General features: G+C 63.9%; 13 protein-coding genes. 5 read left to right on the plus strand and 8 right to left on the minus strand.

What is annotated here, in order from left to right; genetic code table 11:
* Positions 1-135 precede the first annotated feature (135 nt).
* From hpf to kdsD, 7 genes are all read right to left on the minus strand, one after another.
* On the minus strand, positions 136-492 hold the full coding sequence (gene hpf, locus L0U82_RS01945; RefSeq protein ID WP_233799906.1) for a ribosome hibernation-promoting factor, HPF/YfiA family: 357 nt from the start codon (positions 490-492) through the stop codon (positions 136-138).
* A gap of 170 nt (positions 493-662) precedes the next feature.
* Positions 663-2,180: an RNA polymerase factor sigma-54 gene (locus L0U82_RS01950; RefSeq protein WP_233828118.1), complete on the minus strand. Its 1,518-nt coding sequence runs from the start codon at positions 2,178-2,180 to the stop codon at positions 663-665.
* A 217-nt stretch (positions 2,181-2,397) separates the two neighbouring features.
* Entirely contained in the window at positions 2,398-3,174 is a 777-nt protein-coding gene (gene lptB, locus L0U82_RS01955) for an LPS export ABC transporter ATP-binding protein (protein WP_233833079.1), read from the minus strand.
* A 14-nt stretch (positions 3,175-3,188) separates the two neighbouring features.
* Complete coding sequence (gene lptA / locus L0U82_RS01960) at positions 3,189-3,860, minus strand: lipopolysaccharide transport periplasmic protein LptA (protein WP_233828119.1); 672 nt, start codon at positions 3,858-3,860, stop codon at positions 3,189-3,191.
* Between the two features lie 29 nt (positions 3,861-3,889).
* Positions 3,890-4,489, minus strand: a complete 600-nt coding sequence (gene lptC / locus L0U82_RS01965; RefSeq protein ID WP_233828121.1) for an LPS export ABC transporter periplasmic protein LptC — start codon at positions 4,487-4,489, stop codon at positions 3,890-3,892.
* Positions 4,486-5,046 carry a KdsC family phosphatase gene (locus L0U82_RS01970; protein ID WP_233828122.1) on the minus strand — a complete coding sequence of 187 codons (561 nt, stop codon included), beginning with the start codon at positions 5,044-5,046 and terminating at the stop codon, positions 4,486-4,488. Before L0U82_RS01970 ends, lptC begins: the two co-directional genes overlap by 4 nt.
* Positions 5,046-6,029: an arabinose 5-phosphate isomerase KdsD gene (gene kdsD, locus L0U82_RS01975; protein WP_233828123.1), complete on the minus strand. Its 984-nt coding sequence runs from the start codon at positions 6,027-6,029 to the stop codon at positions 5,046-5,048. Before kdsD ends, L0U82_RS01970 begins: the two co-directional genes overlap by 1 nt.
* Before the next feature lie 208 nt (positions 6,030-6,237).
* Between kdsD and L0U82_RS01980 the strand changes: the two genes are divergently transcribed.
* From L0U82_RS01980 to purU, 5 genes are all read left to right on the plus strand, one after another.
* Entirely contained in the window at positions 6,238-8,241 is a 2,004-nt protein-coding gene (locus L0U82_RS01980) for a cation:proton antiporter domain-containing protein (RefSeq protein ID WP_233828124.1), read from the plus strand.
* Positions 8,242-8,393: 152 nt separating this feature from the next.
* A complete protein-coding gene (locus L0U82_RS01985) occupies positions 8,394-8,960 on the plus strand; it encodes an adenine phosphoribosyltransferase (protein WP_233828125.1) in 567 nt (188 codons plus the stop codon).
* A 261-nt stretch (positions 8,961-9,221) separates the two neighbouring features.
* Positions 9,222-9,836, plus strand: a complete 615-nt coding sequence (locus tag L0U82_RS01990; RefSeq protein WP_233828126.1) for a LysE family translocator — start codon at positions 9,222-9,224, stop codon at positions 9,834-9,836.
* A gap of 112 nt (positions 9,837-9,948) precedes the next feature.
* Positions 9,949-10,800 (plus strand): NUDIX hydrolase, encoded by an 852-nt coding sequence (locus tag L0U82_RS01995; RefSeq protein ID WP_233828127.1) that lies wholly within the window; start codon positions 9,949-9,951, stop codon positions 10,798-10,800.
* 160 nt (positions 10,801-10,960) lie between these two features.
* A complete protein-coding gene (gene purU / locus L0U82_RS02000; RefSeq protein ID WP_233828129.1) occupies positions 10,961-11,830 on the plus strand; it encodes a formyltetrahydrofolate deformylase in 870 nt (289 codons plus the stop codon).
* Positions 11,831-11,930: 100 nt separating this feature from the next.
* Here the strand turns inward: purU and L0U82_RS02005 are convergent, their stop codons facing one another.
* Positions 11,931-13,163, minus strand: coding sequence for a PepSY-associated TM helix domain-containing protein (locus L0U82_RS02005; RefSeq protein ID WP_233828131.1), 1,233 nt, complete (start codon positions 13,161-13,163; stop codon positions 11,931-11,933).
* Between the last annotated feature and the right edge of the window lie 35 nt (positions 13,164-13,198).

The raw sequence follows: 13,198 nt of genomic DNA on the forward strand, positions 1-13,198 counted from the left end.
TCAGACGGAGCGCGGCAAGCGAACTGGACGAAGCAGGCTGGCGATATACGAATGTCTCGCTGAAACGAAAAACCGCCCGGTGTTGCGGGCGGTTCTGTCTGATTCAGGGAAATGAGGAATTTCCTCTAATTTCCTCTATTGCGGCGGCACGTCCTGTTGTGGCGCCGGTTGATACTTGATCGCTTCATGCTGGTGACCTTGCAGACGATCCTTGTGGCGTATCACCTGCCTGTCGAGCTTGTCGATCATCAGATCGATTGCAGCGTACAAATCACTGTCACAACTCTCGACGAAGATATCTTTACCCTTTAGATGGAGGTTGATCTCAACCTTCTGACGCTTGTCCTTTTCCTTATGGTTGTCGACCGAGAGGACCACACTGCCGTCGATGACCTGATCGAAATGTCTTAGCACCCTGTCCAGTTTGGTGATCACGTATTCGCGCAACGCAGGCGTTACTTCGAGGTGGTGTCCACTGATCTTGAGATTCATAGTGCTTCTCCAAGCTAATGGCCGCTTGTTCCGCACAATGACAAAGGTCCGGTCGATCTGACGGCTCGCCTGTGTCGCCCCCCGGTGACGAACATCTGGCAGGTCGCAGCGGCCGGCCTGTCCGCCACGCGCGGAGCGGCCGGTAAATGCCCGCTGCACAGCGCGGCGGGCTACAGAGACTTGCGCAGGTTGACTGCCGGGATCTTGAGCGCTTCACGGTATTTCGCAACGGTACGACGTGCGACCACGAAGCCCTGTTCCGCCAGCAGTTCGGCTATGCGACTGTCTGAAAGAGGCGATTTCGGGTTTTCCGCTCCTATCAGTTGTTTGATCAGCGCGCGAATGGCCGTGGATGAGGCCGCGCCGCCGGTGTCGGTCGAAACGTGTGAGCCGAAGAAATACTTGAATTCCAGCGTCCCGAATGGGGTCAGCATGTATTTACCGGTTGTCACACGCGAGACAGTCGACTCGTGTAGGCCCAGCGTATCAGCAATCTCCCGCAAAACCAAGGGGCGCATGGCGATTTCGCCGTGCACAAAAAAGCTCTTCTGACGCTCGACGATTGCCTGTGCAACCCGCAGGATTGTCTCGAAACGTTGCTGGATATTTTTGATCAGCCAACGCGCTTCCTGCAATTGCTGCCGCAACGAACCGCTGCCCGGATCACCCCGGTTATTGCGCAGAATATTCGCGTACAGATGGTTAATGCGCAGCTTCGGCACGACTTCCGGATTCAGCTCGGCCTGCCAGCCCTGTGCCGTTCTGCGCACCATGATGTCGGGCACCACGTAGTCTGCTTCGGCCTTGCCGTAGGCGGCGCCCGGAAACGGTTCGAGCGAGCGGATCAGCACGTGCGCGTCGCGCAGGTCGTCGTCGCTTGCCTTCAGCTGCTTGCGCAGGCGGGTGAAATCGCGCGCGGCGAGCAGTTCCAGGTGATGGCCGACAATGTCTAGCGCGAGCGTGCGGGTGGGCGACGGGTCGAGCCGCAGTAACTGCAGCTTCAGACATTCGGACGCGGAGCGCGCACCAACCCCGGACGGGTCGAAGCTATGCAGCAACGCGAGCGCGGCGTTCAGTTCGTCGAGATCGACTTCGAGCTCTTCGGGCAGGTCGGCGAGCACTTCCTCGAGCGTGGCGGCGAGGTAGCCGTCGTCGTCGAGCGATTCGATCAGGAATGTAATGAGCGCCCGGTCGCGCTGGCTCGCCTGGGTGACGCGCAATTGCGCCATCAGGTGATCGCGCAGCGAGGTGCTCGATTCGTGGATTTGCAGCGGTGGCAGGTCGTCGTCGTCCGACGCGGTGCCGGAGCGGCCGTAGTCGTCGAGGTTCCATTGCGACGAATCGCTGCTGCCGTCGCCCGCGAGGCCATTATATTCGTCGACGCTTTGCGGCTCGCCATTCTCGGCGCGCTCGCCGTTCCCGTCCGACGACGCAGAACCGTTGCCGGCCATCGGATCCGCCGGCGCGGAAGAGCCGGGAGTCTGGGCGATTACCGAACCGTCAGCCGCTACCCGCAACGGGCTCGCAATCCATTCGTCCTCGTTTTCGAGGAGAGGATTCTGCGAGATCGCCATTGCGACTTCCTGCTGCAGTTCGAGCGTAGACAGCTGAAGCAGCCGGATGGACTGCTGCAGTTGCGGTGTCAGCGCAAGATGCTGCGATAGGCGGAGTTGGAGGCTGGCTTTCATGGCAAGTTGAGATTCATTGTAGAGAGTTTGCCACGAGCGCGATACCTTGCGGCACTCGCAATTTGCGGATACGCCCGTTTAGGGCGCCGTGACGCGGCAGCCAGTGCCGACCGGAAATAGATGCTGTGGGAGATGCGGCGGGATGTGCGGGTGCCGCAAAAAAACGCCGGGAAAATCCGACCACGCATGCTCGCGCGGCCGGTTCCCCCGTGGATACTTACATGCGGAAGTGTTCGCCGAGATAGACGCGCCGCACGCTTTCGTTCTCGATGATTTCGCTAGGCGCGCCGGCCGCAAGTACGCTGCCGTCGCTGATGATGTATGCGTGATCGCAGATGCCAAGCGTTTCGCGCACGTTGTGGTCGGTAATCAGTACGCCGATATTGCGCTGCTTCAGAAACTTGACGATCTTCTGGATTTCCAGCACCGCGATCGGATCGACGCCCGCGAACGGTTCGTCGAGCAGAATGAAGCTGGGATTGGTGGCCAGCGCGCGGGCGATTTCGACCCGGCGGCGTTCGCCGCCCGACAGCGACAGCGCCGGATTTTCGCGCAGATGCGCGATCTGCAGTTCGTCGAGCAGCGCTTCGGTGCGCGCGGTGATGGCGTCCTTGCTGAGCCGCTTGCCGTCTTCTTCGTGCTGCAATTCCAGCACCGCGCGGATATTCTGTTCGACGCTCAGCTTGCGGAACACCGAGGCTTCCTGCGGCAGATACGACAGGCCGAGCGACGCGCGCTTGTGGATCGGCAGCAGGCTGATCGATTTGCCGTCCAGATCGATTTCACCGGCATCGAGCGGCACCAGACCGACGATCATATAGAACGAGGTGGTCTTGCCCGCGCCGTTCGGACCGAGCAGGCCGACCACTTCGCCGCTTTTCACGTCGAGCGACACGTCCTTGACGACCGTGCGCGAGCCATAGCGCTTCTTCAGATTGCGCACGACCAGCGAGCTGCTGGTGCCGGCGGGTTTGCGATGCGGGAGGGACGTGATGTTGCTGACCGTGCTCACTGGTTCGGCGCTCCCTGGATCGTGGTGGACGGCGCGAGCGCCGCCGACGCACCGGTCAGCGGCGCGGCGCCGCCGTTGCGCGGCGCGAGCATCGCGCGCACGCGGCCGGTCGGGTTGCCCGGACTGGCGACGTCCTTGCCCGCCTTCGCGGTATAGAAGTCGTTCTGGCCGTCATACGTGATGACGCTGCCGTGCACCTGGTCGAGCAGCGTCGTCATGCTTTGCAGGCGGCGCACCGTCGCATTGGTGGTGAGCGTGGTCAGATCCTGCTTGCCGTCGTAGTCGATCCGCACGGCCGTGCCTTCGATGTACTCATCGAGCCCTTCGCGCTTCTGGCGGAAATACGACAGATTGCTGCCGCTCGAAGTGCCGGTTGCGTACTGGTAGCCCTGCGGATCCTGCGACACTTCGACCTTGTCGGCCTTGATCAGGATCGTGCCTTTGGTGGCGACCACGTGGCCGGTGAAGATGCTGACCTGCCGCAGGTCATCGTAAGTCATGTTGTCCGCTTCGATGTTCAGCGGCTTGTCCTTGTCGGCGCGGTCCGCGTGCGCGAGCGGCGCGAAGCCGGCGAGCGGGAGCGCGACGACGAGCGCAGCAAGCCCGGCGCGCCACGCGGACAGTGCGCGCGAGCGGCCAGTATCAAAACGGGGGAGCGATTCGTTCATGCAGTCACGCCTGGAATGAATGGCCCGGGTTAGTGGGACGAGCCGCCGCCGGCGTCGGTTGCGGCGATTGCGCCTCTTACATTGCCGAACAGCTGCATAACCCGGGTGACATTGTTGTATTTCATGCCGCTGGCAGTCATCACCGACATGCCGCGCTGAAGTTTAACTGGCTTTTCAGTCTCGATCACATCGTCGTTGACGAGGACCCTGAAATGCTCGGAATCGGCCTGCATCTGCGGATCGCCGTTACCGGGCGCGCGCAGGATCCGGGCATTGCCGTACAGATTGACGATCGACGCGTCCGAGTTGACCGTGCCGGTGTCGCCGGTCGCGGTGACGATCGGCTTGCCTGGCTGAAACGCGCGCATCGCCGGCTTCACGAGGTCGCTCATTTCGTCGTCCTCGTAATGGATCAGCGACTGCGCGGTCAGCCGGTATTGCGTCGCGCCCGACTGGTCGAGTTCCGACACCGAGAAGTTGTCCGCGAAGTAATCCGGCGTGTGCTCCTTCGGGCGCACGACGTCGTCGTTACGGCGCGGCAACGTGGCTTGCAGCAGCCACCAGGTGATGCCGGCGAGCGCCGCCATCGCGACCAGCGGGATCAGCGAAGTCAGACGAAACTGGTTCATCCGACCAGGCCTCGCTGCTCGCCGCTGCAGGCCGCCGCGAGCAGTGCGTCATATTTGTGCTGCGCGCGCAGCAGCGTGTCGCAGACTTCGCGCGCCGCGCCATAACCGCCGCGTGCCTCGCTGACCCAATGCGCGCGCGCGATCACCTCGGGATGCGAATTGGCCGGCGCGGCCGCGAAGCCGACCCGCAGCATCACGGCCAGATCGACCCAGTCGTCGCCCATGTAGCCGCATTCGTCGGCGCTGAGGCCGGTTTGCTGCAGCAGATCGGCGAACGCCGCCGGCTTGTCCTGTACGCCCTGATACACGTGCGTGATATTCAGATCCCTGACCCGCGCCGCCACGATGCCGGACTTGCGCCCGGTGATGATCGCGGTGTCGATGCCGGCCTGGCGCAGCAGCTTCATGCCGTGGCCGTCCATCGAGTTGAAGCCTTTCATCGTGTCGCCTTCCGCCGTGAACAGCAGGCCGCCGTCGGTCAGCACGCCGTCGACGTCGAAAATCATCAGCTTCACGCGGCTCGCGCGTTCGGTAGCGGTAAGAGGAGGCACGGCCATCAGATCACCTTCTTCGAAAACAGGTCGTGCATATTGAGCGCGCCGATCAGCTTGCCCGCTTCGTCGACGACCAGCAGCTGATTGATGCGATGGCGCTCCATCAGTTCCACCGCTTCGACCGCCAGATGATCCGGGCCGATCGTGCGCGGGCCGGCGGTCATCACCGAGCCGATCGACAGGCGGCGGAAATCGCCGTCGCGTTCGAGCACGCGGCGCAGGTCGCCGTCGGTGAAGATGCCGACGACGCGCTGTTCGTGGTCGACGACCGACGTCATGCCCATGCGCTTCGCGGTCAGCTGGAACAGCGCCTCGCTGACGGTGGACTCGGGCGTGACTTGCGGCAACTGGTCGCCGGTGCGCATCACGTCGCGCACATAGGTGAGCAGGCGCCGGCCGAGCGCGCCGCCCGGATGCGAGCGCGCGAAGTCGTCGGGGCCGAAGCCGCGCGCTTCCAGCACCACGACCGCGAGCGCGTCGCCGAGCGCGAGCGCGGCGGTGGTGCTGGCGGTGGGCGCGAGATTCATCGGACAGGCTTCTTTCGCGACGGCGGAGTTCAGATGCACGTCGGCGAGCTTCGCGAGACTCGACGTCGGACGGCCCGTCATCGCGATCAGCTTCGCGCCGAGGCGCTTGATCAGCGGCAGAATTGCAACCAGTTCTTCGGTTTCGCCGGAGTTGGACAGCGCGAGGAAGACGTCGTCGGCGGTGACCATGCCAAGGTCGCCGTGGCTCGCTTCCGCGGGATGCACGAAGAACGCCGGCGTGCCGGTGCTTGCCAGCGTGGCTGCGAGCTTACGCGCCACGTGGCCGGATTTGCCGATGCCGGAGACGACCACGCGGCCGCGGCATCCCATGATGAAATCGACCGCGCCGACGAAATTGTCGTCGAGCTGGTCGCGAAGCGCGCGCACGGCGTCCGCTTCGATGTCGAGTACGTTGCGAGCAAGCGTGAGTGCCCTGTCGCCATTGATTTTCGCTATCATGCGCGGAGTATAGCAAAGGCGCCTGTTCGCCGCGCCGGGCCTGCTGTGCCGAGCCGCTGACCTCATCAGCCTGTCGACAATCTCTTTTTCAGCCTGCTGGCAGCTTCTTTCAGGCAGCTTTTTACCGGCCCCTCAACCATGTCGCACGGGCATTTTCGTGCGTGGTTCCGCTGACGAACGAGGACGCTTTACCGATGCGTTTTTGCCGATGATTTCCCCGCTCGAGATGACGCTGTTCCTGCTGCTGGCATCGGTGGCGGGCGTGGTGGTTTTTCGCTTCCTGAACCTGCCGCCGATGCTTGGCTATCTGACCGTCGGCATCGTCGTCGGGCCGCATGCGTTCGGCCTGATTCCCGATTCGGCGGGCGCGCAGAATCTTGCCGAATTCGGCGTCGTGTTCCTGATGTTCTCGATCGGCCTCGAGTTCTCACTGTCCAAGCTGCGCTCGATGCGCCGGCTCGTGTTCGGTCTCGGCCTCTTGCAGGTGATCGGCACCGTCGCGGTGGCGGTATCGCTCGGCTTCGTGCTGGAGCGCTGGGTGCATATCACGTGGCAGGCGAGCGTCGCGCTCGGCGGCGCGCTGGCGATGTCGTCCACGGCGATCGTCAGCAAGATGCTCGCCGAGCGGCTCGAGATCGAGACCGAGCACGGCCGCAACATCTTCGGTGTGCTGCTGTTTCAGGATCTCGCGGTGGTGCCGCTGTTGATCATCATTTCCGCGCTCGGCGGACGCTCGGAGAATCTGGTCAGCGCGCTCGGCATCGCGGCGATCAAGATCGTCGTCGCGCTGGCGCTGCTGCTGATCGTCGGGCAGAGCTTCATGACCCGCTGGTTCAACGTGGTCGCGCGGCGCCGCTCGCAGGAGCTGTTCATCCTGAACCTGCTGCTGGTCACGCTCGGCGCCGCGTTCATTACCGATAAATTCGGACTATCGCTTGCGCTCGGCGCGTTCATCGCCGGCATGCTGATCGCCGAAACGCCGTACCGCCACCAGGTCGAAGAGGACATCAAGCCGTTTCGCGACGTGCTGCTCGGGCTGTTCTTCGTGACCACCGGCATGCTGCTGAATCCGCGCGTGATCTGGGAGCACCCGCTCATCGTGCTGGGTTTCTTCCTCGGCCCGGTGCTGCTGAAGGCGGTCATGATTACCGGCCTTGCGCGGCTTTTCGGCGCGACGCCAGGCGTCGCGATGCGCACCGGTATCGGGCTCGCGCAGGCGGGCGAGTTCGGCTTCGTGCTGCTGAACCTGATTCTCGACCGGCATCTGGTCGACGCGACGTTGTTGCAGGCGATTCTCGCGGCGATGCTGCTGTCGATGCTCGCCGCGCCGTTCATGATCCAGAACGCCGATCGCATCGTGCTTCGGCTGTCATCGACCGAGTGGATGATGCAGTCGTTGCAGATGACGCGCATCGCGACGCAAAGCCTGAAGCAGAGCGGCCACGTGATCATCTGCGGTTACGGCCGCTCGGGGCAGAACCTCGCGCGCATGCTGGAACATGAAGGCCTGTCGTATGTGGCGCTCGACCTCGACCCGGATCGCGTCAGCGCGGCCGCGGCAGCCGGCGAATCGGTGGTGTTCGGCGATGCCGGGCGGCGCGAGTCGCTGCTTGCCGCGGGCCTGCACCGCGCGGCCGCGATCGCGGTCACCTACGCGAACACGCCGTCGGCACTGCGCGTGCTACACAACATCCACGAGATGGAGCCGACGCTGCCGGTCATCGTGCGCACCGTCGACGACGCCGATCTGGAAAAGCTGCTGGCCGCGGGCGCGACCGAGGTGATCCCGGAGATCGTCGAGGGCAGCCTGATGCTCGCGTCGCACACGCTGGTGGTGATGGGTGTGCCGATGCGGCGCGTGGTGCGGCGCGTCGAGGAAATGCGCGACGAGCGCTACTCGCTGCTGCGCGGCTATTTCCACGGCGCGGACGACGTCGACGACGACGACGGTCACGAACAGGTGCGGCTACAATCGGTGCCGGTCGACGCGAGCGCGGATGCGGTGGGCCGCACGCTCGCGGAACTCGGCCTGTTCGAACTCGGCGTCGAAGTGACCGCGATCCGCCGGCATGGTATCCGCGGTGTCGAGCCGGACCCGTCCACGAAATTGCGCGCGAGCGACATCGTCGTGTTGCGCGGTCTGCCCGAACAATTGGCGCAAGCCGAGGAACGGCTGTCGAAGCATCGCCGCGCGGGCGCCGCCGCGGCCTGAAGTCGGGCCGGGGACGTTGAGCCACCGAGTTGAGCCGCTGGCGCGAGTCCTCGAAGCGAGTTGCCGACGCCAGCATTGACGTATGCCCGTTTCACCGGGCGCGCCTGATTCAAGCTTTTCACCGGACCCATCGGGGTCCATCCGGAGACATCATGTCCAACGCGCTCGAGAGCGCGCCGCGCGATGCGGCCGACTACATCAGAAGTCATATCCGTACGGTGTCCGACTGGCCGCAGCCGGGCGTGCAGTTCCGCGACATCACGCCGCTGCTGCGCGAGCCGAAGTCGCTGCGTGTGCTGATCGATCTGTTCGTGCAGCGCTATATCGACGCGAAGCTCGATTACATCGCGGGCCTCGACGCGCGCGGTTTCATCATCGGGCCGATCGTCGCGCACGAACTGAGCCTCGGCTTCATTCCGATCCGCAAGGCAGGCAAGCTGCCGTACAAGCGGATCTCGCAGTCGTATGAACTCGAGTACGGCACCGCGACCGTCGAGGTTCACGAAGATGCATGCGAGCCCGGCGATCGCGTCGTGATCATCGATGACCTGATCGCGACCGGCGGCACGATGATGGCCGGCAAGATGTTGCTCGAGCGGCTGGGCGCGGTTGTCGTCGAGGGGGCGGCGATTGTCGATTTGCCTGAACTCGGCGGTTCGAAGCTGTTGGGCGAGGGCGGGCTCGCGTTGTATACAGTGACGAGTTTCGACGGTCATTGAGCGGGCGGGGCGCTGCGCGGCAAGTGGTGCGTGGCGCGGATTGTTTTGCGCCGGGCGTGTCGTCGCGTTGTGTCAGGAGCTTCGCGGTAGACATGTCGTATCGCGCTGTGCGCAGCGAAGATTTTTCGCCACGCGCTATGCGCTGGATATCACCGGTCGCAGAGTGCCTGGAAGCAGCGCAGAGAAACAACGCTGACACATAAAGCCGAAAAGCAACGTCGAGACGCGGCTCCCAAACCGTCCAACGAGAAGGTCAGAACAATGCCCAACTTCCTGCTGTTTCTCGCGACATCGATCGCGATTACCGTGGCCCCCGGTCCGGACAATCTGCAGGTGCTAGCGCGTGGCATCTCCCAAGGCCGAGCGGCCGGTTTCGTCGCGGCGCTCGGCTTTGCCGCCGGCATCACGTTTCATACGACGCTCGCCGCACTTGGTGTCGCCGCGCTGCTGCGGTCGTCGCCGCTTGCGTTTGAGGCGATCAAACTCGCGGGCGCCGCGTATCTGGTGTGGATCGGCATCAAGGCACTGCGCAGCCAGGGGCTCGCGACCGCGCATGAACGTCCGCCGCAGCCGCTTTCCGCGGTGTTTCGCCAGAGCGTGCTCGGCAACCTGATGAATCCGAAGGTGACGCTGTTCTTCGTCGTGTTCCTGCCGCAGTTCGTGCAGCCGCACGGCGCGCAAAGCGTCGCGGTGCAGATGCTGGAACTCGGCGTGCTGTTCATGTTGCAGACGGTCGTGGTGTTCTCGCTGTTCGGCGTGTGCGCGGGCATCATCGGCGGCTGGTTGAGGCGCCGTCCGCGTGTGGGCGTGTGGCTCGATCGCGTGGCCGGCGCGACGTTTATCGCAATCGGGATTCGGGTCGCGTTGCGCGATTGAGATGCGACCCGCGCGTGCTTGACGCGTGCCTGATGCGCGTTGTTCAGGTACCTGCATTTGCTTTGCCGGCTTTACCAGCGTTGCCGCGCCGGCGGACAGTTTGGAGTTTTCGATGACCTTGCCTTGCATCACCGCCGCGCGCCGCTTCGACGCGAGCGTGCATCGGCCGTTTCTGATCGGCGACGAACAGGTCGGCTGGATTCGCGAACGCGACGTGCCGTTGCTCGCGCGCTGGCCCGACGTGTTCGAGATTCGCGCGGCGCACGTGACGCTCGCGCCCGCGTTCGACAGCGTCGATCTGCGCAGCGCGGCGTTGGGGTCGGTGATCGGCGCGCTCGCCGCCGACGGTCGCATCCCCGGCTGGCGCAACGAGACCTACGCGATCCGCAATGCGTTCGACGCACCGCCGCTCGCGTATATCGAACGCGCGGCGTCCCGTTTCTTCGGCACGATGACCTACGCGGTGCATCTGAACGGCGTCGTAGAATACGCGGATGGCGGCGCGCCGCAACTGTGGATCGCGCGCCGCAGCGACACCAAGGCGACCGATCCGGGCATGCTCGACAACGTCGTCGCGGGCGGGATCGGCTGGGGCTTCGGCATCGGCGAGACGATCGTCAAGGAATGCTGGGAAGAAGCGGGCATTCCGGCGGAGATCGCCACGCGCGCGATCGCGGGCCGCACCGCGCACGTGCTGCAGTCGTTGCCGGAAGGTACACAGGCCGAGCAGATTTTCATCTACGACCTCGCGCTGCCGGCCCACTTCGCGCCGCGTAATCAGGATGGGGAAGTGGGCGAACACCGGCTCGCGCGCATCGACGAAGTCGCGGGCTGGATCGAGGAAGGCGCGATGACAGTGGATGCGAGTCTCGCCACGCTCGATTGCCTGTTGCGCCGCCGCTGGATCGACGAGGACGCGTGCGCGGGCATCGACGCATTGTTCACGCCGCCGGTGTTGGGCTGAAGGTGGATCGGGTGGCGCGCGTGCTTGCAGGAAGACGTGAGCCTGAACTTGAACCTAAGCGTGCCGCGACACTGTGAACCACGCCGCGACATCAAATGCCAACACCCGCAAACGGCACACTGAAACAAACCACGCATTGAAGAAGGGAGTCACCGAGGTCATGTCGACCGATCACAGCTTTATCCTCAAACTGTCGTGCGCCGACCGGCCCGGCATCGTTCACGCCGTGTCGGGTTTTCTGTTCGAGCGTGGCAGCAATATTCTCGACTCCGCGCAGTTCGGCGATAGCGGCACCGGCGAGTTCTTCATGCGGGTGCACTTTCAGCAGGTCGGCGGCGATCCCGGACTCGATGCGTTGCGCGCGTCGTTCGTGCCGCTCGCCGAGCAGTTCGGCATGCGCTGGGAGTTGCACGACGCGTCGGTGAAGCCGCGCGTCGTGATCATGGTGTCGAAGATCGGTCACTGTCTGAACGATCTGCTGTTCCGCTACCGCACCGGCCAGCTCAATATCGATATTCCGGCGATCATCTCGAACCACAAGGAGTTCTACCAGCTCGCCGCGAGTTACGACGTCCCGTTCCATCACTTCCCGCTGCTCGGCGGCACGCCGGACGCGAAGGCCGCGCAGGAAGCACGCGTGCTCGACGTGATCAACGGGCATCAGGCCGATCTCGTCGTGCTCGCGCGCTACATGCAGATCCTGTCGCCGGATCTGTGCGAGGCACTGGCCGGCCGCGCGATCAACATCCATCACTCGTTCCTGCCGAGCTTCAAGGGTGCGAAGCCGTACTACCAGGCGTTCGACCGCGGCGTGAAGCTGATCGGCGCGACCGCTCACTATGTGACGACCGATCTGGACGAAGGTCCGATCATCGAGCAGGAAGTCGAGCGCGTCGACCACAGCATGACGCCCGAGCAACTGACGGCGATCGGCCGTGACGTCGAATGCGTGACGCTCGCGCGTGCGGTGAAGTGGCACGTCGAGCATCGCGTCGTGCTGAACGGCAGCAAGACGGTAGTGTTCCGCTAAAAAATTGCGCCGGTCGTGAAAACACCCTAAAGGTTGGATCAGCGTCCAACTTTTGGGGTGCAGTTCAAGGCCAGCGCATTTTCTTTCTTTTCAGCAGCGGCTAGCGCGCTGCAGCGTCCCCCACGCCAGTGGCATTGCGCGCGAGATTCGCATTGCGCGCAGAGCGACGGCGGCCATTGAGCTTCTTCACCCAGATCAGCAGTCCGGTAATGCTCAGCACCGCGACCGCGACGCCTACCGCGCTGATCAGAATCCGCCCGCCCAGCCCGAGGATGCGCCCCGAGTGCAGCGGGAATTGCACCTGCATGAAGATGTCGCCGGCCGTGCCCCTACCTGGAATCTGCGCGGCGAGCCGCTTGCCGGTGACGGCGTCCCAATACATCCATGGATTACCGAGGCCGATGTCGCCGTGATCGTTGCCCGGCGTGTAGAAGCCGACGCCATACGTGTGCAGGAATCCCGCGTAGTAGAGGCCGCCCGGCGGCGCGGCGACATGCAAATCCCGGCCGGCCTGCGCGGCCAGTTCGACGATGCGCTCGCGGCTCAGCGAGTGATCGCCCGGTTGCGGCGCGCGCAGAATTTCCGGGTTATTGATCGGGTCGGGCGTTAGCGCCGAGATGCGCGACACGATCGGCCGTACTACCTGCGACGGCAGATTCATCGAGATCGACGTCAGCGCGACGATCATCAGAATGCCCCAGATCCATACGCCGCCGGAGCGGTGCAGGTCGAACGTGAGCGCATAGCCGCCGCGCTTTACGCGGAACGCGAACGACTTTCGCCACGCGTTGAGACTCGGAAACGACAGACACAGCGCGATCGCACTATCGAACAGCCACACGATGCCGACGATCCCCATCAGCCATGTGCCGATGTCGATGCCGCCGGTAAATGGCAGTTGCAGCGTGTAATGCAGCTTGTAGATGAACGGAATCAGATTGAGCCGCGCGAGCGACACGGCACCCCATTCGCGGCGTGCCTGAATTTCACCGCTGACGGGATCGACGGCGATCTGATTGAAGTCGAGCGGATAGGGCTGCTTCGTCGCGGGATCGGTGCGCGGCAGCACCATCATCTGCAGCGTCTCGCCGGGTTGGACGGCAAGCGGCAGATAGGTGACCTGAAGGCGCGGGTCGGCGGCTTCGACGCGGTTCGCCAGTTCGAGGCTCGTCAGCGCCGGACCGGCCGTGCGCGCCTGGTAGAACGACGGGTTCAGCGCGGCGTCGAGTTCATGGTCCCACGCGATGATCGCGCCGGTGAGGCCGGCGACGAACAGAAACAGCGCGGTCGCGACGCCAAACCAGCGATGCAGACGGACAAGCTGGCGTCTCATGCGCGTACTGGCGGGAATGAGCAGAAATTCGGGTG

Origin of the sequence: Paraburkholderia sp. ZP32-5, from assembly GCF_021390495.1 — a bacterium.
Classification (GTDB): Bacteria; Pseudomonadota; Gammaproteobacteria; order Burkholderiales; family Burkholderiaceae; genus Paraburkholderia.